Below are 19,949 nucleotides of genomic sequence, written 5' to 3' on the forward strand. Positions count from 1 at the left end.
CAATCTCTATTAGCCTATAAAGAGACTTTACTGAGTTCTTCATACAGGTGCTTTCCAAATTCCCTTATTTCTTTCCAGGCGGGATCTTGGCAGATCTCCTTATCACTTTTTTCGAAAATCTGATTTCCGACTTTTTTTGTATCATCGTAATTGACCAGCAAATCATAAAGCCTTTGGAGATCTTGACGCTGTTGGTCTGAAAAAATAGACCGCTTTTTGACAGACTCACAAGGAGAAATAAATCCTTCGAAAATTTCTACAAAGAGGCTGTTTAGAACCAAAGAGATTCAGAAGTTTCAGAATGTAAAACTTTTGAGTTCGAAAAAACAGGTGCTTTTTGATAGGTTTTGTAGTTTGTAAGTGTTTAGAAATGGAAAATTCCGTCCATTTGGACACACCTCTTCCTAGGAGAGACACAAATTTGGGGGATCTAGAACCGCGAGCCTCTTCAGATTGTAACAAATAGCTTGCATAAAACTTGAAAATTGATTTTTCGCGATTCCTCGGTACCGCACTCGTTTCTCTATTTGCGAAAAGACCCGCTCATGAGGGGCTCTCACGGAATTGTACCACCGATCCTGATCTTTATTTTTGCCCTTCATGTTATTCTTTTTGATAGCGCCTAGATGTACCCCCTTTGCCTTAGCTATTCTGGGCGCGGGATTTATACAATAGCCCTTGTCCATATAGCTAGCCCCCTGAGAGGGACAGACGTGTTTGAAACCTGAGGCATCTGTGATATTAGCCGGAGTAATCGCAACCTTATTGATAAGACCTGTCTGCATGTCTACACTGGTATGCTGCTTATAACCATACCAGTATTTATTCTTCCCTTTACAACCAATCTTTGCTTGAACGTCTGCAGAAAATTGTGAGATGTTTTCGTTGTTCAGTTTCTCGTATTTTTCTGCAATCGCCTTATCTCTTTCCTCCCATAAGTTCGCTTTAGCAATTAAATGGGTTGCATCTACAAAGGTAAAAACTTCACTCATAAGTCCTTGATCTTTTAGCTGATCTCTTAGATCAGCTAAGATCTTGGACAAGATATTGGTCCCTATTTTTTTTCTAAGCTGACAAAAGACTGTGTGATCTGGGGTATTGTCTCTCAGGTTAAACCCACAAAACCATCGAGCTGCAGTGTTTTCTTGGATAAAGCGTTCTAATTCTCTATCGCTGCAGTTCTCCATAAACTGCAGCAATAAACACTTGAATATCCGCAGCAAGCCATGCCCTTTATGGGGATTGTCCTTCTCCAGTTTCCTGAGTCTTTTCTCCACAAAACTAAATGACCAAATCTTGGCAAATTTACGGTAATTGTGGCTTTCTGGAACCAAGTCTTCTAAGCAAGTCATCTCAACTTGTTGCATGGGAATCCTCCATCTAAAAAGAGAAAGAGCTTAAATTATTTTAGAAAATTATGCCAGTTCTCAACAGTCCCAATATGGGAATTCTTTGATATGTGGTTGTAAATCTTTGACTAGATAACCGCTATCGATTAAGCTCTTATGGCATCTTGATCAAACTAGTAGCATGAGCCGATGCAGAAGTTAACACATCTTAGAGTCCCTCCTCCCTCCAGCCCCTCAGCAAGCTCTACCTCTAGCGATCATTCATGCGGTTATAGTTCTGCATCTAGTTCTCCAGAAAACTCTCCTCCGGCAAGACATTTACCACTAAGACTTCCAGAAGCAAAGTATCAAGAGCTATTTGACTCTATAGATCCCTGGCACCCAAATCCCGAGCAAAGACTATCTGCCAATACACAGCACATGAAAACCCTGCAGACAACAATCAATAGGAAGATTCAAGAAAGTTATTTCTTTGTTTTGGGAAAGCAGCAGGAAGATGAGCGCTTTCAAAAGATTTTTGTTGATTTCTTCCGTGAGATACGTGGTGTTAACAACTTAGCTAAAGAAGCATCTATTTTGTTAGCTGATCATTTTCGAGGCTATGCAGACGTGAGTGAAAAAGTCGAATACACCATAGATGCTGGAGACTTTTCAGATATCCACTGTACTTATCATCAACCAACAGAAGAAGTGATTCTTGAGCTCAAGAAGATCCTTGAAGAAGAGTATGGCCTGAAGGGGCAGCTTATAAAATCTCTGAATAAAGCAGGACAAAAGATTGGAGATGTATTTCAACTAGATACTCACGATACCTGTTTGCGAGAGTTTTCCATATTTCCTAGATTATTTCCCAAATGCATGAAAGCACTGAAGGAGATATTCAGCAGCCTATTGGTATCAGAGTGGCTCAAGAAAGACATTGAAGAGGTTAAGATCTATCTCAAGCAATACCCCTCTAAAGAAAGCATCGAAAGACCAAGACTCACAAAGGAAGATCTCACTCGAGCGATAGCACTCTGGACAGCAGCAAAGCACTACGCTGAGCAGCAAAAGATACGAGATCATCAGCTCTCAAATAAACATAGAAACGAGCTAAAAGATGATCTATGTAGTGCCTTGATCTCTGGAGGATTATCCTTTATAACGGGAGATCCAAGCTTAGTAATTGGACAAGCAGCAAAAACGGCAATGAACTCTTTTGGCAATACAATCGACCCTGAAGGAAAAGATCAGGCAGTGCAAGTCTTAAAGCTATTTGGAGGCTTTGGTCTTGGTAGCGCAATGGGAAGAAATTCCTGGGATCTAGGAACGGCTCTTGGTGTTGATCTTCTTGACCTAGCAACTCGAGCAGAAAAGACAGGAAAAGGAGAGTCTGCCTTAAGAAACCTTGGTGGATCTGTACTCAAAGGCGCATTAACGCAAGATAAGAAAAAGCTAGTCTGCCAAGTACTAGGTTTTAGCGTAGCTGAGGCTGTTAATCAGCTTCCTGAGACAGATGAGACAACGCCGCTTGACATACGCATCGCAAGAGCATTGATATCCAATGGAGATGTTCAAAGTCACTACATTAAGCAGTACGTTGACCAAAAGTTCAAGGAAGCTCCTAAACCAAAAGTTGGCGGAGAACTTACTCCAGAAGAACAAGAAAAATACCCCAAGCAAGAACCAACTCTGGCAGACTTACAGCAGCAAGAAGACAGCAAGCAACATGCTCTAAAGATCCAAGCAGCACAAAATGAGCTCATACAAAAAGAAGCTGGTGTTGCAGAAGCAAATAAATACCTCAATGAGAAATTTGCAAAGTATCAAAAAGCCTGTGGTGCATTCAACTCTGCAACTAAGGAATTGAGCAAAGTCATCAAGGGAAACGAGAATCTATCAAAGGCGATAGAAGAAAGAGATGACGCCCAAAAGACACTAGATAGTCTACAAGGGATAGAGAGAATTCCAGTTCCAGAATCTAAACCTGAAAAGCCCAAGAAACCCAAAACAGTAGTAGGGAAAGCATGGAATTGGATAAAAGAAAACGTTGCAGTAAGCGGTGAAATATCTGCAACTAAGATGCCGCTGTATACCACGAATCCATCTACCTCTTCAGATAGATATGTGCCAAGAGAATTGTCTCAAGCCCCTCCATCTCCGAATAGACCACAGATAAGGGAGCCTAATGCAGGACAGTGGAAGAATGTTCAGGCGATGCAACAAGGCCAACTCTTCAACAAAAACATGCAATACCAAACGCCTGTTGTAGATAATAGCCCTAAAGCCCCCTTGAACTATCAAGCTTACTGGGGGCAAGGTCTGGCAAACAATGTGCAAGTGCCACCAATGGAGCTTAGAAGTCTTGGGAGGAGTAATCCTGTAGATATAAGACCAGCGCATAATAGACCACTTCAAATGGCAGGTTTTGTTCCCTTCGTTATCAGCAAAGTTGTTCCAGAGCAGACTCAAAGAAATGTAGAAACTTGGGTTAAAGGATACGTCCAACAATGGAAAGAGAACCCACTCAGGGCTAAAAGAGATGCAGATATTTGTTTGCTTATAGGCGCTAAAAAAACCATTGTATTTGCGATTCAAGCTTTTGAGCAGCCAAGCTTAAAGACTAAACCCCATACCTTTGGATTGATGGAGGTTTCGAATAGACTCGACAATTGGGTTGCTAAGAAGGTCAACCTAGATCTAGGTTCCCCCAACGCTCAAATGAGTATGTTTGTTGGAGAAATTGCTGTGCCGCTTCCTTTGCTTGGTGGATGCAAGCCCTGCATGAAGGTAGGTCAAGAAGCATTTGCTTTCATGAGACAATCTACCAAACTTCTGAAGCCTAATCCGTTATTAGATAGAGCACTTTTGAATTCTCGCGGATTTGGGAAACAAGTAAGGGCTATTGAAGCACTACAGAATCCTGCTTACCACAGTGGAATCGGAAATCCTTGGAGCGAAATGCTTCCGATATATCCTAAGGGATTCTTTAAGAAAAGCATTACTAAGGTTGAATACAAAGCACTAGAAGCGGCAAAAGGTGTGAATAGAAGTAATAATTATCAGTTTGTAACATGGGTTGAAAAGGGTGAGACTAAAGCAGTCTCTATAGGAGAAATGAGTCACTCTGGGACTTTTCATGATCGGGGTGGATTAAGTCAGGCTGGAAGAGCCTTGCAGAAGAAAACAGATAGGTTAGGGTCAGTATTTCCAAAACCAAGTGGTAATATACATGAGGTAAATATGCACGGACAAAAAGTCCTCGATGAAATATTGAATCATCCTGATAAAGTGATCATTAGAGATACAGCAAAAAAGCGTTATGGAACCGTTTTCGATATAAGAGTAGGAAATGAAAAAGGAAAGGGTGTTAGATTTACAACTGAAGGCAAATTTATTGGGTTTTTGGAGCCAAAGAAATGAAAAACACTGATTTTAATATAGATATTTTAGAACTTCCAGAAAGAGAGAACACTGTTGCAGAGATTGACTATAAAAAACATCAATGGGTAGAGATTTCCGCAGAAATACCAAATAAATTTTCAGTGCAGTTTTATCCTCATCCTGAAAACGGTTACTGGGAGTTTCCCTATGACGAAGCTATGGAGGTACTTGAAGAAGCTAAGAAAAGCCTAGCCAAATACCAACGAACACCCGAACAACAAGCAGCTTATGAGGCGCGAATGAAAGAGCTTGAAAACTGGAATCCCACTCCAGAGGAAACAGCAGAGTATGAACGTAAGATGGAAGAACAGCGTAAAAAGTACTATGGATAAATTCTCTAACTAAAGGGCCAAAATACTGTGCTAAAGCTACATAAATCTCAAGAAAACACTGGGAAAAACATTGCGAATATTCTTGAGGAGTTCAGAAACGATAAAGAAATATCTCCTGAGCTAAAAGAGTTCAAAAGAACACTTCCGAGGACAAGAAGAACTTATTGACCTTGCCCCGATTTTGTGGACGGTTTTAATATAGGCTTTTGTAGTGCCTCCCCATTAAGCAAGCAAAAAAACTGTGAGTATTTTATTTTGTCTTTGCTGTTTATGACAGCTTCACTTTTTTTCTATTGAGGGGGAACGTTATCATGCTACCTCTTGCTTACTAAAATTCTCTTCTGCCCACTCTGGAGATCTGTATCCTAGAGCAGAGTGAAGATAAGTCCGATTATAATTTTCTACCCATTCACTTAGTGCATCCTCTACTTGCTTCACCCCTTTCCATTCCTTGATCCAAAAGAGCTCTTCTTTCAACGTTCGGATGCTTCTTTCTGTTTCAGCGTTTCCTTTAGGATTGTTATAGCTTGTAAATATTTGATTTATTCCCAGGGTGTTACAGGTTTTCATAAACCGTGTTGACGTTGGCTGGCAACCATTGTCAGATACAAGGTTAAGCTCTTTGCCCAACACTCCTTCAGGATATTGCTTTGATAACCCTTCATCCAAGGCTTCTAGCCAGTCTTCTGTTTTTGAGACTAGTCCTACCTGTTTTCCAACGATCTTTTTACTGTACCAGTCCAACACAACTACAACATACACCCAACCGATTTCAGTTTTGATCTTTGTCATATCGATTCCCCAGATTTCGTTAGGTTTTTTCGCCTGTGGCTTTGGCCTTAAAGAGCCTCTTTTGGCTCTCAGCTTTGTCTCTTTATTTACCAGTAAGTTATTCTTCTTCATTATGTTGTAAACTCTCTTCTTGTTTACAACTATTTGATCTACATACGTAAGATGAGCCCAGATCCTTCGATAACCCCAGAATGGATGCTCTTTTTTCAGCTCTTCCATTCGCTTCAAGATCGGCTTGTTTCTCTCGATGACAGCTATGGAGGTTTTTCTTCTCATAGCAACTCTTCTTCGGTTTTTTTTAACTCGAGCGTTAACCCTCCTATAAGAGCTTTAAGTTTCTGATTCTCACATTTTAATCTTTCTTCCCGAGAGGTTGGCTTTTTTGCTTCAAAAGGTTTGTCAAGATTAGATAAAAACTGCTCTCTCCACTGATAGTATTGGGCTTGGCTAATCTGATAATCATTGCAGATTTCGGCAACTTTTCTCCCTTTAATCCCCTCTAGAATTGCTCGGGCTTTGGTTCTCCCATCCCATTTTCTTGGTTTCATAAACTCGTCTCCTTATTGTTTTTTTGACCAGTTTACTCTACGTTTTCCTTTATTGTCTTAATGGGGAGCAGTATACCCTTTTCCATCCATGCTGATCTCAATACTGTGTTTCTTGAGCAGTTCTATCCAACTCTTGCTTGTAAACTGACTTCCTTGATCAGAGTTAACCATCTTTGGAAACTCTTTTTTTAACCCCTGATTCAATGCTTCTAAACATGAGCTGGCATCCAAAAAAGGACTCAAGCTCCAACCCATAATCCGCCGGCTTACCCAGTCAATAAGCCCTGTTAAGTAAGCATATCCTCCACATATTCTTATGTATGTGATATCAACCGCCCAACAATCATTTGGCTTGAGGGGTGGCTTTTCCTTTAAGAGATAAGGATAAACTGGATCATCATCATTTCTATTTGACAGCTTTCTCTTGGGGTAAACAGCCATAAGCCCCATCTTTCTCATGAGCCTCAAGACTTTCTTTCTGTTGACCTTTGTCTCCATTCTCCTGTTTAAAATTTCAGTGATCCGTCGATACCCCAAAAAGCAATGCTTTTCATACAGATCGCGGATTTCATTCATCAGATCTACATCCTCTTTTTTACAAGACTGATAGTAAATCGTAGATCTATTGATCTTTAGCAGCTTAGCCTTTTTTGCTAGGCTTAAATTGCCTTTCAATTTTACAAGCGCCTGTCGCTCCTTTAGTGGGAGCTTCCAAGCGCTCTCTCTAAAAAATCGTTTTCAACCTTCAGCTTCCCTATGACTCCATGAAGTTTATCAACTTCTACCCGATGAGAGTGCTCTGGGCTCTTCGTTTCAAAAATTTCAAGCCCTCTTTCTTCAAGGTCCTTTTTCCAGGCATAAATCTGACTGGAAGCCACACCAAATTCTTGGCATAGCTCTGCTATCGTCTTGTTTCCCTTTAAAGCAGCCAAAGCGACTCTAAACTTAAGGGCGGGTGAATATTTACTGCTCATTTTTCTCCGTTTCATAAACTATCTCCTTTTAGTCTATCCGAGACAGCTTATTCTCCTAAACACACCTGTCTAAATTTTGGGGAGCATTATATTCTTCATTCTTTTAAACTCCTCATTTTCTTGAAAAGTCTATATCATATCCGTCCACTTTTTCGGGGCAAGGTCACTCTTAGTTTCACGCTACCCAATAACGCAAGAGCTATTGAGAGGATACAACAGCCATTCTATAGAAGTGGCTTCGTTAGTGATAAAACGGCTATGAAGCTTGCTGAAAGAGAAGTGAGAATCATAGACCAAATAGAAAGTTTTGTTGGAAGGGAATCTAGAGCTTTCTATAATGAGGCCGGAGATATTCTTATAGAATCGAAGTATGGTTTGAGACAGTTTAGGATTGATTTATTACGTACATATCCTCATGACAACCCGCATTCTCACATTATAGAATATGAAGGATTCAAAAACAAAAAAATAGAGGCTGAAAACATAAGAGTTTTCCCTAAGGGACTTAAAAAGGAATAACATGAAAGAACAATATAGCATGGTTCAAGAACTTACGGATCACTTCCTAGTCGAAAAACCAGACAATGGAAAATTTAAAATACATATTGAAGCACCAGAAAAGTATAGGTTTCTATGGATGTCGAAACTATCCGACTTAAGAACTACAATGGAAGAAATCAAAGAAATGGAAAAAGATGAATAGGCCTAAATCGCAAACATCAAAAGCTGCCCAGTCCCGTTATCGTCTTCCATTTCATCAAAAACCAAGTCTGTCTATGAAGAACTCACAGGAGAGAAAGTTTAGCTCGATATTGCCTCCCATAGTTGCGCTATAAGAGCCTATCTTCTACTTCCTGGTATGACCCTATGGCTATATAAAAATAAAGCGCTTATATTTAGCGTGATATTTGCTAATCAAACCCAAAAAGGCAAAATATGGACATATTTGTAAAAGGACTAGCAGAAAGCGTGACTTCGTCTCAGCTCAAAGAACTCTTCAGCATGTACGGCAAGGTGTTATCATCTAGAATCATCGTAGATCATGAAACGCAAGTATCTCGAGGCTTTGAATTCTTCGTCAAATTTCTTCATTCTTTTAAACTCCTCATTTTCTTGAAAAGTCTATATCATATCCGTCCACTTTTTCGGGGCAAGGTCACCTGGACGACCCGTCTCATATGGTCGGCCATTCCTTCAAGCATTTCAAAAGTAATCTCTCGCTCTACTCGATTTTCTAATCGCAAGATCATGGCAAATAATCTATTCTCCCAATAAATTTCTTCCGCTTCAATCTCTATTAGCCTATAAAGGGACTTTACTGAGTTCTTCATACAGGTGCTTTCCAAATTCCCTTATTTCTTTCCAGGCGGGATCTTGGCAGATCTCCTTATCACTTTTTTCGAAAATCTGATTTCCGACTTTTTTTGTATCATCATAATTGATCAGCAAATCATAAAGCCTTTGGAGATCTTGACGCTGTTGGTCTGAAAAAATAGACCACTTTTTGACAGACTCACAAGGAGAAATAAATCCTTCGAAAATTTCTACAAAAGTATTAAACCCTTCATAATTACCATGAATCCAAGCCTTCTCCTGTTTTTCTACATTGGAGATATCGTCGAGGCTATCTAAAAAAATATTCCGATAGTAATTCTGGGCGTTTCTGTCTAGCATACTTATTCTGACCTAATTTTTTCTGAAATTTTCTCAAAGTCATATTCACCGTGATCAATGTGAGCTTCCAAGGTGGTTTTGTCAACAACGTTTCCATCCTTATCATAGAAGTTATCTTCAACTCGGTGTTTTACATAGGGTCTTCGTTGAGCCTCATTAGGACTATTAGGATTGGCGGGCATCACCCTAACTTCTTCTTTATTATATAAATCACCATTCTTTTTAGTAGTTTCTAAGGTATATTTCACACCTCCTCCTTTGTCAGAGGGGGCTATATTCCAATTTTCCGGAATTCCCTCAGGCCTTGGAGGGGTATCATAACCCTTTTCTGCTAGCTCATTTCTTATTTGATTTTCTAGTTGCAGTTGAGGGATGTTGGCGGGGGGCTTGATATGCCTTTTGTAAGGGCAGAACCGACAGTAGCGGTAGCTGTGGCAACTCCTGTAGAGCCAGTAATAGTAGCTACGCGTTTGGCAGTAGTGGTTAGACTTCCTCCGGGCGGAGGAAGAACTCCCTTAACAATTTTGGGTTCTTTTTCTAAGGCCTCAGGGGTGTATTGGGAAGCATGATCGGTTCCAAAAATCTCGTCAATTTTCTCATGATATTCGTGGGCTGCTTCATTTGGAACCCCGATACACTCGGCGGTATCTTTTAATGCATCATGGGCAAGCCAAGAAGTGACTTCTTTAGTTTTGTTGGCGGCATTTTCCCAGAATGTTGGTTCGTCAACCGACGGCACATTAAAAGCTTCACCTGGCAACTCTTCTGAAAGGGTTTCCTTAATCATTTCAGAATGATATTGAATCGTTTCAGAGAGTGCCCCAGCATCCTGATTCTCCACTGCTTCCACTTGTGGATAGGCTGGAAGGGATTGATTTGTATTTGGACTGCTCATCGGGTGAGTAGCTAAAGGAGGATCTTTTTGATGGATTTCTTGTGGCGGGGCATCGTCTTGAACTCTGACATCCCCAGGTTTGTTAATGTGGGGATGATCTTCGTTGTTGGGGGAATTTGAACCTGCGGCTCCAGCTGCCGCAGCGGCTCCTGCAAGTGGAGAGGCGCCAGCCCCACCAGTTGCAACGATCACAACGGTTGCTACAACAATGACAGCAGTGGCAATGATGATCGGTTTTTTATGTTTTTTGACAAATTTTTTGGTTTTGTTCCACTTTTTAGAAAGCCAATTTTCGCATTGAATGATTTGCACTGTTTCATTGGATTGAAAAACGGCAGGAACACTCGAGAACTCTTTACCAGTCCAAGCTGACAATGACCACCAAGGGTGAGTCCTCTCCTCATCTTGATCTGAAAACAGCCATTCAATATCTCTTTCGAGCTCCTCTTGAGCTGCGGTATCCCAGCTGGAAATCCCATTTCGAGCAAGAAACGTTACAAAGTTTAAGATTTCATAAGTTTGGGTTTTATCGAAAAATTGACTGGGGTCTCCATATTCCACTGTTTCGATAAAAGAGGTGATATTATCATAAGAGAGATTCTGAAACTTGAGAAGGTCCCAAGGGCAAAAGGTAGGGCGTTTTTGACTTGGAGCAGAGCTGATGAGGGGAGCGTTCCAAATAAGTGCTGGCAAACAGAAAAAGAAAAGAAGTTTACCAAGTCTCATATTAACACATTGCCTCTTTTGCAATAGAAAAATTTAATTGATCAAAACAAAAATGTAAAGAAGCGACAGTGGCAGTTTGTATAGTTTGTGAAATTTTAGAGAATAGGGCGGCGGAGCTCGCCTTCGCGAAGACCAAGGTTTCCGTAACGGTGGTAGGAAACAGAGAGAGACATTTCGCGTAGATAATGAAGAAGTTCAATGCGGCCATTCGCAAGGGCTGGGGCGTGGTCAATGTAACAAGTAATTTCGGCAGCTTTCTTTTCAAGAGCAGCTGATGGCTTTTGAAGCATTCTGATCCTTTTGATGTGTCCGTGTTCTAAGCGGTTAATGAAGCTAGGTTCATCCTCCTCTAAGATGTTGAAAATGGGGAGGAGGGCTTCCCAATTTGCATGACGTTGCTTTGCCTCCTCATTTTTCCCCCAGCTGATCTCAAGGCGTGTCCCTGTTGTTAAAGCGGCTGCAAAAACTCTGAGGTAGTCAAGAGGGTCATCTTGAGAAGTGATGCGAAAGATCATTTTTTTGTGGGGAAGGTAATGGAAATAATTATCTTCACCAACTACTTTAGATTGGTCTTTATCTCGTTTGAATTGTTGCCAGTGGTAGGCATAACTAGAAATGCTTGCGTACCATACACCGAGATCTTCGGCTGAAAGATCGATTTTTTCAAGGAAGCGTGTGAGGTTGTTTACCCAATCACCAACGGGAAATTTTTCTTTGGGGACCCCCACTTGTTTCGCAGTCATAAACTGCGTGAGATAGTTAGGGCCTCCTGCTTTAGATCCATGGCCAAAGCAACTGCTTTTTGTCCCTCCAAAGGCTTGACGACGGACAATTGCTCCTGTAATGCTTCGATTGATGTAACAGTTTCCTGCAATGATAAGGCGTTGCCATTTTTGCTGTTCTCGTTTGTCAAGGGAATGGATTCCCGAAGTCAGTCCATAAGGAGTGGAGTTCGCAATATGAATGGCCTGATCGAGGTTGTCTGCTCGTACGAGGCCTAGGACAGGCCCAAAAAGCTCTGTTTTGTGTGTGTAATTTCCCCGTTTGACGCCGAGTTTAATCCCCGGTGTCCACATATGGGGGTTGTTTGGGTTTTGTTTGGGCTCAAGAAGCCACGATTCTCCAGGTTCTAATGTGGTGAGCCCTCTGTGGAGTGATTCGTTTGGAGGATTGATCAAAGGTGTCATTTTATTCGCAAGATCCCATGGAGACCCAACTTTTAAGCTTGCAGCGGCATCTCGGAGTTGCTCCATAAAGTGAGAGTCATCGTAGACCTCTTTTTCTAAGATGACTAAGGAGGCAGCGCTACACTTTTGCCCATTATGTCCAAATGCTGAGTGGATAATCTCTTTAATCGCTAAATCTCTGTCTGAAAGCGCACTAACGATAATAGCATTTTTTCCGCCTGTTTCTGCATAGAGGTCAATCCCGGGGCGGAGTTTCATAAAGAGTTTTCCTGTGCTTGTTGCTCCCGTTAAGATAACAGCATTCACTCTCTTATCTTGAATGAGCTTGGAGCCAACAGGGTCATCGTCGCAATTGATAAACTGAAGGACTTTTTTTGGAATCCCCGCTTTCCATAAAGCTTTGACAAGTTCATAACCTGTGTAAACAGTCTCAGGTGCAGGTTTAAAAAGAACGCAATTTCCTGTAACCAGTGCAGCAAGGATTCCTCCGCAAGGAATCGCTTTTGGAAAGTTCCAAGGAGACGCGACAAGGATGGTTCCTTTCGGTGTCCATTCAAGGTCTTTGAGGGCTGAGAACTGTCGCATTGAGCGGCGGTAATATTCAGCAAAGTCAATTGCTTCAGAGAGCTCAACATCTGCTTCAATAAGAGATTTTCCTGCATCTCCAATCATTGAACCCAATTGATCGGCCCGCTGCTTCCTAAGTTCTTGTGCTGCTTTAGAAAGAAGCATGCATCTTTCTTCAACCGGAGTGTTCGCCCAGTTGCCTTCTTCTTTTTTTGCAGAGTTAAGAGCACGATTGATCTCTTCCCATCCTCCCTTTGAATAGGTATAATAGGGATGATCGGGCTGAGAGGGATCGATTGCTTTCCCTTCATCTTGAGTGTGAATTTCTTTCCCTTCGATTACAAGGGGGACGGGTGTAATCTTTTTTCCTTTCCACTTTTTGATAATTTCTTCAGCCCACTTCCTATTCTGGGTGAGTGAAAAATCGGTGTCTGCTTCGTTTTCAAATGGGGAATTGGGACCGAGGTGAGAGGGGGCTTCAAGGCGATTTTGCTTTTTTCTAGGTTCATTTTCTATTGTGTTTTTTAGTTTGCAGGCCTCGGAGAAAAGAGAGGACTGGACTTTCCATTCTTTTGTTCCAGCTTTGAGACCAAAACTATGAGCAAGGAAGTTTTCGGCGCCTGTATTTTCATCTAAACGGCGGATAAGGTAAGCAATGGCGCTTTGGAAATCCTGGCGAGTAGCAACGGCGCAATAGAGGAGCATGTCTCCGGTAAGGGCCTGGACGACCCGTCTCATATGGTCGGCCATTCCTTCAAGCATTTCAAAAGTAATCTCTCGCTCTACTCGATTTTCTAATCGCAAGATCATGGCAAATGAAATATCAAAGATATTGTGAGAAGCGATTCCAATATGAACTGCACGGGCATTTTCAGGTTCGCAGGCGTAGACTACCATTCTTTTGTAGTTCGCATCGGTTCTCACTTTGCTTGTATAAGGAGCCTGCGGCCATTCTTTAAGAGATGCTTCATGTTGCTCCATTGCCATATTGGCCCCTTTTACAATCCGCACCTTAATAGGAGCCCCTCCATTTTTCACCCGCTTAATTGCCCACTCGGTGATTTCCTTTTGGATTTCATGGCTATCTGGGAGGTAGGCTTGCAAAACGATTCCTGCAGAAAGGGAGTGGAACTCAGGCTCGCTTAGAATTTTTATGAATAGATCCTTTGTCAGATGAAGATCACGATATTCTTCCATGTCGAGGTTGACGAACTTTGAACTTTTCCTTCCATCAAGAAGGGTGATTGGATTTTCCATTGCGGCAATGTAAAGTTTTTTGAGGCGTTCCTCTAAGTCATTAAGTGTTCGATCCCATGAGAGAAGGTTGAGTTGGGAACAAATTGTTGAGATCTTGATGGAAACGTAGTCGATATGGGGATGTTTCAAGTCCGCTAAATAGATATGCATTCGGCGGACAGCTTCCTCTTCTCCGAGGATTGCTTCTCCAAGATGGTTAAGGTTGAGGCGGATTCCTTGCTCTTTCCTTTTCTTGATATGACGAGAAAGAGGTCCCTTTTCTCCGGGGATAATAACCGATGAAGTCTCTTTGCGCAGAGTGAAGATTGCCAGGGGAACGAGGATGTTAGCAAGTTTTGCTCCAAATAACTTAAAGAAATAGAGCTGCAGTCGTTTAAAAGGAGAAAAGAATTTTGGGATCCCATAAAGATTAAGGAGGTAGACCATTTGGTTTGCGATGCGCTGATTATTTTTCGACCGGAAACACTGGTCTGTCATGGCAGTGAGAAAAACTTTTCCTACAGGGTCACTCATCATTCGATGAAGTTCACCATACCGTTTCCTTTCTTCTTTAGTCAGGGCCTTGTTTGATTCGGACAAAATCAGAGCGGCAAGTTCAATAGATTTTTTCTCCCTGTCTTGGAGGGACATAGGAGATCCCCTCACCGATCCTAATAGATCGCGCGCTAGGTGCATCTGCTTTGACTCATGGTGTTTATCTGACATTTAGGACCTAATTGCTATAAAACATATTCTCCCGTAATTGTTCTTGTATAAGAAAAATCATTTTTCATCTAAGCTTTTCTGATATGTGGCGAATGATCTTTACTTTTTTTTTCCTCCCCCTTCTTGCATCAGTAGATCTTGGTGTTGATGTTTTCTTTAAGGAGGAGCATTACAAGGGGTTGCAAAACAAACGGGTAGGGCTTGTTAGCAATCATACGGGGGTTGATAAGAGGATGACTCCAACGATTGAAGTTCTTCAGAAGGAAGGAATGAAGATTGTGGCTCTCTTTAGTCCAGAACATGGGTGGTCTGGGACCGACTATGCTGGAGAAAACACCAGCGATGGAAAAGCTGGAAAGCTTAAGGTCTATAGCTTGCATGGAAAAACGCGACGTCCAACAGAAGAGATGTTAAGGGGGGTTGACATCTTGATCTATGATATTCAAGACATTGGAGTGCGTTCATATACTTACGCGACCACGCTATTTTATGTGATGGAAGAGGCGGCAAAACGAAAAATCCCTGTCATTGTTTTTGATCGCCCCAACCCCATCAATGGGCTGATTATCGATGGGGGAATGCTGGAACCTAAGTGGCGCTCTTTTATAGGATATGTCAATGTTCCCTATTGCCATGGAATGACCATTGGTGAGCTCGCTAATTTTTTTAATGGAGAGTATAAAGTTGGGTGCAATCTCAAAGTCATTCCTATGAAGGGATGGAAGCGTACCATGTCCTTTAAAGAGACGGGATTGACCTGGATTCCGACAAGCCCCCATATTCCTGAGGCAGATACGCCACTTTTCTATGCCTCAACCGGAATTCTGGGGGAATTGGAAATGGTCAATATTGGAGTGGGGTATACCCTCCCTTTTAAAGTTGTTGGGGCTCCATGGATTGATGCAGAGGCCTTTGCTGAAAAGCTTAATAGTCAAAAACTCTCAGGTGTTCACTTTTTTCCTTTTCATTACCGTCCCATTTATGGATCCCTTAAGGGAAAGGATTGCCATGGTGTTCTCATTCGAGTGACAGATATGCTTCAGTATCAACCTCTTAGTGTCCAATACCTTCTAATGGGAATTTTAAAGAGTCTGTATCCTCAGGAAACCAAGGGATATCTTGAAAAAGTTAACGGAAACAAGAAAAGATTGTTTTGTCTTGCCAATGGCAATGATGAGATCTATCGACTCATGCTTAATGAACGGTATGCCGCTTGGAAAATGATCGCATATCAAAAAAGTGAGCGTGAGCAATTTAAAGAAACTCGTGCTAAGTATCTTCTATACTAATTTTCAAGAATAACAATAGGGCCTTAAGTCATTAACCCAAGGTCCTTTGTCTTGCCTGTATTTGAGAAGAATCTCTAGTGTCAGTAGATTGAGGGGATTTCCTTCTGCTAATTTTCAGCGTAGCTAGAAATCACTCTTAAAATGAATGCATTTGTTTCTGGATCGAAATAATTCTTTTGATTCACAAAATCAATAAATTTATCCGCTGTTGCAGGGTCTGTTTTAGCAACAACTGCGATTAACACAGACTGAATTGTATTTTTATCATCAAAATTGTCCCAATTGGATATGACATAGTCTGCAAGTCTTTTAATATATGCAGGGGTTGTATCTAGGTAATTATCCATTAATTTAGCGGAATCTGGCATGTTTTTACAAGCGATAATGCGGTCCCAATCATTTCCCCACCAGGTTTCATCACAAATTTTTCCTTGCCATATTAGCGAAACAACTGGGTGATTTTTTACGAACTCTGTTGAAACATCATTATAGGGGCTATTTTCAGTGTTTTGGTAGTAGGTATGGAAAGACGCACTTTCTAAACTCCAATGGGTTTGAGCTATTTTTTCTTGATCCGAACCATTTTGGGTCGTTTCTAGCTAGGCTAGGACGCTCATGCTTCCTAATAGAGCTTCCGATTCACTTTCAGTGTTGTTACCTGCCCCTAATGCTTTTCCTATTCCTAAAAGCCAGGAGTGGCCTTTGTAGAGGTCTAGGTTACGATATATACTAGGGTCGAGGTTTCAATTTGGTATTTGGTTACATTTTGCTGAGAAAGTTGTGATTGTGAAAAGGTGCCACCAGATGGGAGTTATATGTCCGGAGATAGACCATTATAAAAGGCACTTTGGAATACACTTCCTTGTACGTCATGGATGACGAGACCATCATTGTGGTAGGAAACATTTCGCAGCATGTTACCTGTTTCAGAAGGCTCCCAGGAAACAGTTGGAGGGTCATTTAACTCAGTCGCTCCAATGGAAAACCCGGAATCTAGGTCTTGAGCAATATAATCATGGGCAGGGTTCCCTGCATCAGAAATATAATGGAAGTTTGTAGGGACATTAAATGTCATTCCCTCTCTTCTAGGTTCCAGCCCATGCAGTATAGGCCAGAGGTGTTTGTTGCAGTCTTCTCTTTAGGCCAAGCAGCCATTTGTTGGGATAAAGCCCAATGCACTTGATTTCCAGAGAGTTTCTTTTGCTGGGACAACAGGGACCGGTTTGGCAACAGGAAGATCATTTGGGCTTTTAGGGGTAATAGGTCCTATACTAGAACCTAGGCTGTACTGACAGTACGGTATATTTTGAGGATGAAAGGTATCGGAAAAAATAATAGAAGAGAGTTAGCAATCGGGAAGTTTATTTGCTAAGTCGGTTGACAAAAAGAGAGAGCTAATCTATGATTCTGACTAAAAAACCCATCCTTATAGGAGTGTAATTACGATGTCATTCAAAAAATTTAAGCCACTAGGAAACCGACTACTTGTTAAACGCAGCGAAGCTGAGATGACCAAGGGAGGAATACTGCTTCCTGATTCGGCACAGGAAAAGCCTAAGCAAGGTGAAGTTATAGCTGTAGGGCCTGGAAAAATGCAGGACGATGGCGCCGTGACCAGAATGGAAGTCAAGATGGGCGATAAAGTCCTATTTGGTTCTTTTGCTGGAACTGAAGTAAATTCCGATGAGGAAGAGTTTCTCATCATGTCTGAAGACGATATCCTAGCCGTTGTAGAATAAGGAGAAGACCCATGGCGAAAATGATGCAATTTAATGAAAATGCCCTTAAGTCGATCCTTAAAGGCGTGAAGACTCTAGCAAAAGCTGTAATCGTGACTCTTGGGCCTAAAGGGCGCAATGTTGTCATTAATAAAGGAATGGGGCTTCCCCTTTCAACGAAAGATGGTGTGACTGTTGCGAAAGAGATAGCACTTAAAGATAAGTTTGAAAATATCGGGGCTCAGCTTGTGAAGGAAGCCTCTTCAAAGACCTCTGATGTTGCTGGTGATGGAACCACAACAGCGATTGTTCTAGGAGAAGCGATTTTTAAAGAAGGCGTGAAAAACGTCATAGCCGGTGCAAACCCTATGAGCGTGAAGCGAGGAATCGATAAAGCTGTTCAGTCTATGGTTGAAGAGCTCAACAAACTTTCAACGCCTGTTAGTAAGCATGAAGAGATTAAACAGGTTGCAACCATCTCTGCAAATAACGATCCTGAAATAGGCGAGATGATTGCGAAGGCAATGGATAAAGTTGGTAAAGATGGAACGATTACAATCGCTGATGCAAAGGGGATCGATACTGTTCTTGATGTTGTAGAAGGAATGCAGTTCGATAAAGGATATCTCTCTCCTTACTTCGTCACTAACGCAGAGAAAATGACCACGGAATTGTCGGGTGCGCAGATTCTGATCACCGATAAGAAGATTTCAAATGCTAAAGAGCTTGTTCCTGTCTTAGAAAAGATCATGGAGCAAGGACAAAGGCCTTTGTTAATTATTGCAGAAGACCTCGATGGCGAGGCGCTTGCTACACTTGTGATTAACAAGCTTAAAGGGGGCATGCCTCTTTGTGCTGTAAAAGCACCTGCATTTGGAGATCGCCGTAAGGCAATTCTTCAAGACATTGCGATTTTAACTGGAGCGACTCTTGTGACTGAAGATGTCGGTCTTAGCTTGGAAGATGTTGGGCTAGAAGTTCTTGGAAGCGCTAAGACAATTAAAGTTGGCAAAGAAGAAACCACGATTATTGATGGAGCAGGCAACCACGATGCCGTTCAAGAAAGAATTAAGCAAGTCAGAGGTGAAATGGAAAACACAACCTCTGATTACGAGCGTGGAAATCTTGAGGAGCGCCTAGCAAAACTTGCAGGAGGCGTCGCGGTTATCAATGTTGGTGCTGCAACCGAAACTGAAATGAAAGAGAAAAAAGCTCGTGTTGAAGATGCTCTTCATGCGACGCGCGCAGCTGTAATTGATGGCATCATTCCTGGTGGAGGGGTAGCCCTTCTTCGTGCTGTCAAGGGACTTGAGAATCTTAAGCTGAAAGGCGAAGAAAAAATCGGTCTCGAAATTGTTCGAAAGGCCGCTTTTGCTCCTGCTACTGCCATTGCAACAAACTGTGGTAAGGAAGGAAACTTAATCGCTGAAAAAGTCTATGAAGGGGAAGGAGCGTTTGGATATAACGGTTTGACCGACACCTTTGAAGACCTTCTTAAGGCTGGGGTAATCGACCCTGTTCTTGTCACAAAGAGTGCCTTAAAGCATGCAGCTTCGATTGCAAGTCTACTCATTACCATTGCTTGTATGATTACCGATAAACCCGAGCCCAAGTCAGATGCTCCAGCTGAAGGAGGTATGCCCGGAATGGGTGGCATGGGAGGAATGGGAGGTATGCCTGGAATGGGCGGTATGGGCGGAATGCCTGGCATGGGAATGATGTAATTCCTAATCTACTAGAGAGGGCCAATCGGCCCTCTTTTTTTTTGATATTTGACGTAAAAAACCAAACTGGTCATAGATTTACACTTATGAAGCGGCTTGGTTTTTTTCTATTTTTCCTAGCATTTTCTGGAGGTGTTTTTGCTGAGCAAGGACCGACTCCAGAGCAGATTGCTTATTATAAAGGCCACCAGGAATCCGTTTGAGAACAAGAAAATATTGAGTTGACAGGAGAGCTACTTCTACTTACATCGAGTTTGAGTACGACCTATTCTGAAGCGGCAGTGATTTACAACCTTGGAATGTTCAACAATCCTGTTCCGGTCTTCAATCAAAAAGATGAATCGATAAATCCTGATTATAATTTTGGGTATCGAGTCAAAGCTCTTTATCGCATTCCTCCTACCCGTAATCCGCTGTATGCCGGGTACACCTACATTAAGAATAACGGCGATGGCAACCTAAATACCGACAATACTTTTGCTTTGCAAAATGGGACTTCGCAGCGCAGCATACAAAAAGACTTTAGAAAACAGCATCTTCACCTTCATATTGCAGATCTTATTGTAATGTGCCGATTCCCTATGTATGAGCATATCAGCTTTGCTCTTGGTGGGGGACTTGCGTTCAATGATGTTCATTGTTTCTTTTCCTTGCATAATGATGATCACCTTATCACCACTGGTGTGCAGGGAGCTCCTTTTACGACATATGAAGCAGAGGTTAAGTCCCAGCGAAAAACACGTATTTGGGGGCTGGGTCCAAAACTCGAATGGCATTTTGGATTTTAAT

Annotated in this window: 21 protein-coding genes and 2 pseudogenes; 9 read left to right on the top strand and 14 right to left on the bottom strand. The window is 41.8% G+C overall.

Annotated features, from left to right (window positions below; all coding sequences use genetic code 11):
• Positions 1 to 14 precede the first annotated feature (14 nt).
• Both R2I63_RS06125 and R2I63_RS06130 read right to left on the bottom strand, forming a co-directional pair.
• Positions 15 to 281 (bottom strand): hypothetical protein, encoded by a 267-nt coding sequence (locus tag R2I63_RS06125; protein WP_316355850.1) that lies wholly within the window; start codon positions 279 to 281, stop codon positions 15 to 17.
• 123 nt (positions 282 to 404) lie between these two features.
• A complete protein-coding gene (locus R2I63_RS06130; RefSeq protein WP_316355852.1) occupies positions 405 to 1,367 on the bottom strand; it encodes a transposase in 963 nt (320 codons plus the stop codon).
• 171 nt (positions 1,368 to 1,538) lie between these two features.
• On the opposite strand from R2I63_RS06130, the gene R2I63_RS06135 reads away from it, so the two are divergent.
• Complete coding sequence (locus R2I63_RS06135; protein ID WP_316355853.1) at positions 1,539 to 4,751, top strand: hypothetical protein; 3,213 nt, start codon at positions 1,539 to 1,541, stop codon at positions 4,749 to 4,751.
• On the top strand, positions 4,748 to 5,104 hold the full coding sequence (locus R2I63_RS06140) for a hypothetical protein (protein ID WP_316355855.1): 357 nt from the start codon (positions 4,748 to 4,750) through the stop codon (positions 5,102 to 5,104). The genes R2I63_RS06135 and R2I63_RS06140 overlap by 4 nt, the downstream gene beginning before the upstream one ends.
• 309 nt (positions 5,105 to 5,413) lie before the next feature.
• On the opposite strand, the gene R2I63_RS06145 is transcribed toward R2I63_RS06140, so the two are convergent.
• The 4 genes and pseudogenes from R2I63_RS06145 to R2I63_RS06160 form a co-directional block, all read right to left on the bottom strand.
• Entirely contained in the window at positions 5,414 to 6,172 is a 759-nt protein-coding gene (locus R2I63_RS06145; protein ID WP_316355856.1) for an IS3 family transposase, read from the bottom strand.
• Entirely contained in the window at positions 6,169 to 6,444 is a 276-nt protein-coding gene (locus R2I63_RS06150) for a transposase (protein ID WP_316355858.1), read from the bottom strand. Before R2I63_RS06150 ends, R2I63_RS06145 begins: the two co-directional genes overlap by 4 nt.
• A 57-nt stretch (positions 6,445 to 6,501) precedes the next feature.
• Positions 6,502 to 7,125 (bottom strand): annotated as a pseudogene (locus R2I63_RS06155) (IS3 family transposase); the annotation flags it as partial.
• 17 nt (positions 7,126 to 7,142) lie between these two features.
• Complete coding sequence (locus R2I63_RS06160; RefSeq protein ID WP_316355860.1) at positions 7,143 to 7,433, bottom strand: transposase; 291 nt, start codon at positions 7,431 to 7,433, stop codon at positions 7,143 to 7,145.
• Positions 7,434 to 7,676: 243 nt separating this feature from the next.
• Between R2I63_RS06160 and R2I63_RS06165 the strand changes: the two genes are divergently transcribed.
• From R2I63_RS06165 to R2I63_RS10655, 3 genes and pseudogenes are all read left to right on the top strand, one after another.
• Positions 7,677 to 7,937, top strand: coding sequence for a hypothetical protein (locus tag R2I63_RS06165; RefSeq protein ID WP_316355862.1), 261 nt, complete (start codon positions 7,677 to 7,679; stop codon positions 7,935 to 7,937).
• 1 nt (position 7,938) lies between these two features.
• Positions 7,939 to 8,121: a hypothetical protein gene (locus R2I63_RS06170; protein ID WP_316355863.1), complete on the top strand. Its 183-nt coding sequence runs from the start codon at positions 7,939 to 7,941 to the stop codon at positions 8,119 to 8,121.
• A gap of 233 nt (positions 8,122 to 8,354) precedes the next feature.
• Positions 8,355 to 8,477, top strand: a pseudogene (locus R2I63_RS10655) (RNA-binding protein); the annotation flags it as partial.
• 68 nt (positions 8,478 to 8,545) lie between these two features.
• Here R2I63_RS10655 and R2I63_RS06175 read toward each other — a convergent pair.
• The 5 genes from R2I63_RS06175 to R2I63_RS06195 all read right to left on the bottom strand — a co-directional run bounded on the left by R2I63_RS06175 (position 8,546) and on the right by R2I63_RS06195 (position 14,429).
• Positions 8,546 to 8,668, bottom strand: a complete 123-nt coding sequence (locus tag R2I63_RS06175) for a hypothetical protein (RefSeq protein WP_316355865.1) — start codon at positions 8,666 to 8,668, stop codon at positions 8,546 to 8,548.
• A 52-nt stretch (positions 8,669 to 8,720) separates the two neighbouring features.
• The gene (locus R2I63_RS06180; protein WP_316355866.1) at positions 8,721 to 9,092 is read right to left on the bottom strand and encodes a hypothetical protein; all 372 of its coding nucleotides are present in this window, start codon (positions 9,090 to 9,092) and stop codon (positions 8,721 to 8,723) included.
• A 2-nt stretch (positions 9,093 to 9,094) separates the two neighbouring features.
• Positions 9,095 to 9,340 (bottom strand): hypothetical protein, encoded by a 246-nt coding sequence (locus R2I63_RS06185; protein ID WP_316355868.1) that lies wholly within the window; start codon positions 9,338 to 9,340, stop codon positions 9,095 to 9,097.
• 107 nt (positions 9,341 to 9,447) lie between these two features.
• Positions 9,448 to 10,713: a hypothetical protein gene (locus R2I63_RS06190; RefSeq protein WP_316355870.1), complete on the bottom strand. Its 1,266-nt coding sequence runs from the start codon at positions 10,711 to 10,713 to the stop codon at positions 9,448 to 9,450.
• Positions 10,714 to 10,808: 95 nt separating this feature from the next.
• The gene (locus R2I63_RS06195) at positions 10,809 to 14,429 is read right to left on the bottom strand and encodes a proline dehydrogenase family protein (RefSeq protein ID WP_316355873.1); all 3,621 of its coding nucleotides are present in this window, start codon (positions 14,427 to 14,429) and stop codon (positions 10,809 to 10,811) included.
• Between the two features lie 83 nt (positions 14,430 to 14,512).
• On the opposite strand from R2I63_RS06195, the gene R2I63_RS06200 reads away from it, so the two are divergent.
• Positions 14,513 to 15,718: an exo-beta-N-acetylmuramidase NamZ family protein gene (locus R2I63_RS06200; RefSeq protein ID WP_316355875.1), complete on the top strand. Its 1,206-nt coding sequence runs from the start codon at positions 14,513 to 14,515 to the stop codon at positions 15,716 to 15,718.
• 107 nt (positions 15,719 to 15,825) lie between these two features.
• Here R2I63_RS06200 and R2I63_RS06205 read toward each other — a convergent pair whose 3' ends face one another.
• From R2I63_RS06205 to R2I63_RS06215, 3 genes are all read right to left on the bottom strand, one after another.
• On the bottom strand, positions 15,826 to 16,086 hold the full coding sequence (locus R2I63_RS06205; RefSeq protein ID WP_316355877.1) for a hypothetical protein: 261 nt from the start codon (positions 16,084 to 16,086) through the stop codon (positions 15,826 to 15,828).
• Between the two features lie 443 nt (positions 16,087 to 16,529).
• Positions 16,530 to 16,793, bottom strand: a complete 264-nt coding sequence (locus R2I63_RS06210) for a hypothetical protein (RefSeq protein ID WP_316355879.1) — start codon at positions 16,791 to 16,793, stop codon at positions 16,530 to 16,532.
• Entirely contained in the window at positions 16,790 to 16,930 is a 141-nt protein-coding gene (locus R2I63_RS06215; RefSeq protein WP_316355881.1) for a hypothetical protein, read from the bottom strand. Before R2I63_RS06215 ends, R2I63_RS06210 begins: the two co-directional genes overlap by 4 nt.
• 233 nt (positions 16,931 to 17,163) lie before the next feature.
• On the opposite strand from R2I63_RS06215, the gene R2I63_RS06220 reads away from it, so the two are divergent.
• From R2I63_RS06220 to R2I63_RS06230, 3 genes are all read left to right on the top strand, one after another.
• Positions 17,164 to 17,457, top strand: coding sequence for a co-chaperone GroES (locus R2I63_RS06220; RefSeq protein ID WP_316355884.1), 294 nt, complete (start codon positions 17,164 to 17,166; stop codon positions 17,455 to 17,457).
• An 11-nt stretch (positions 17,458 to 17,468) separates the two neighbouring features.
• A complete protein-coding gene (gene groL / locus R2I63_RS06225) occupies positions 17,469 to 19,160 on the top strand; it encodes a chaperonin GroEL (protein ID WP_316355885.1) in 1,692 nt (563 codons plus the stop codon).
• 254 nt (positions 19,161 to 19,414) lie between these two features.
• On the top strand, positions 19,415 to 19,948 hold the full coding sequence (locus R2I63_RS06230) for a hypothetical protein (RefSeq protein WP_316355887.1): 534 nt from the start codon (positions 19,415 to 19,417) through the stop codon (positions 19,946 to 19,948).
• The last annotated feature ends 1 nt before the right edge of the window (position 19,949 follow it).

It is taken from the genome of Candidatus Neptunochlamydia sp. REUL1 (genome assembly GCF_963457595.1).
Classification (GTDB): Bacteria; Chlamydiota; Chlamydiia; order Chlamydiales; family Simkaniaceae; genus Neptunichlamydia.

What these genes read in the sequence shown, in the direction of transcription:
- R2I63_RS06130 (WP_316355852.1), bottom strand. Translation starts at nt 1,367, where the DNA reads ATGCAACAAGTTGAGATGACTTGCTTAGAAGACTTGGTTCCAGAAAGC.
- R2I63_RS06135 (WP_316355853.1), top strand. Translation starts at nt 1,539, where the DNA reads ATGCAGAAGTTAACACATCTTAGAGTCCCTCCTCCCTCCAGCCCCTCA.
- R2I63_RS06140 (WP_316355855.1), top strand. Translation starts at nt 4,748, where the DNA reads ATGAAAAACACTGATTTTAATATAGATATTTTAGAACTTCCAGAAAGA.
- R2I63_RS06145 (WP_316355856.1), bottom strand. Translation starts at nt 6,172, where the DNA reads ATGAGAAGAAAAACCTCCATAGCTGTCATCGAGAGAAACAAGCCGATC.
- R2I63_RS06150 (WP_316355858.1), bottom strand. Translation starts at nt 6,444, where the DNA reads ATGAAACCAAGAAAATGGGATGGGAGAACCAAAGCCCGAGCAATTCTA.
- R2I63_RS06160 (WP_316355860.1), bottom strand. Translation starts at nt 7,433, where the DNA reads ATGAAACGGAGAAAAATGAGCAGTAAATATTCACCCGCCCTTAAGTTT.
- R2I63_RS06165 (WP_316355862.1), top strand. Translation starts at nt 7,677, where the DNA reads ATGAAGCTTGCTGAAAGAGAAGTGAGAATCATAGACCAAATAGAAAGT.
- R2I63_RS06170 (WP_316355863.1), top strand. Translation starts at nt 7,939, where the DNA reads ATGAAAGAACAATATAGCATGGTTCAAGAACTTACGGATCACTTCCTA.
- R2I63_RS06175 (WP_316355865.1), bottom strand. Translation starts at nt 8,668, where the DNA reads ATGATCTTGCGATTAGAAAATCGAGTAGAGCGAGAGATTACTTTTGAA.
- R2I63_RS06180 (WP_316355866.1), bottom strand. Translation starts at nt 9,092, where the DNA reads ATGCTAGACAGAAACGCCCAGAATTACTATCGGAATATTTTTTTAGAT.
- R2I63_RS06190 (WP_316355870.1), bottom strand. Translation starts at nt 10,713, where the DNA reads ATGAGACTTGGTAAACTTCTTTTCTTTTTCTGTTTGCCAGCACTTATT.
- R2I63_RS06195 (WP_316355873.1), bottom strand. Translation starts at nt 14,429, where the DNA reads ATGTCAGATAAACACCATGAGTCAAAGCAGATGCACCTAGCGCGCGAT.
- R2I63_RS06200 (WP_316355875.1), top strand. Translation starts at nt 14,513, where the DNA reads ATGTGGCGAATGATCTTTACTTTTTTTTTCCTCCCCCTTCTTGCATCA.
- R2I63_RS06205 (WP_316355877.1), bottom strand. Translation starts at nt 16,086, where the DNA reads ATGCCAGATTCCGCTAAATTAATGGATAATTACCTAGATACAACCCCT.
- R2I63_RS06210 (WP_316355879.1), bottom strand. Translation starts at nt 16,793, where the DNA reads ATGACATTTAATGTCCCTACAAACTTCCATTATATTTCTGATGCAGGG.
- R2I63_RS06220 (WP_316355884.1), top strand. Translation starts at nt 17,164, where the DNA reads ATGTCATTCAAAAAATTTAAGCCACTAGGAAACCGACTACTTGTTAAA.
- groL (WP_316355885.1), top strand. Translation starts at nt 17,469, where the DNA reads ATGGCGAAAATGATGCAATTTAATGAAAATGCCCTTAAGTCGATCCTT.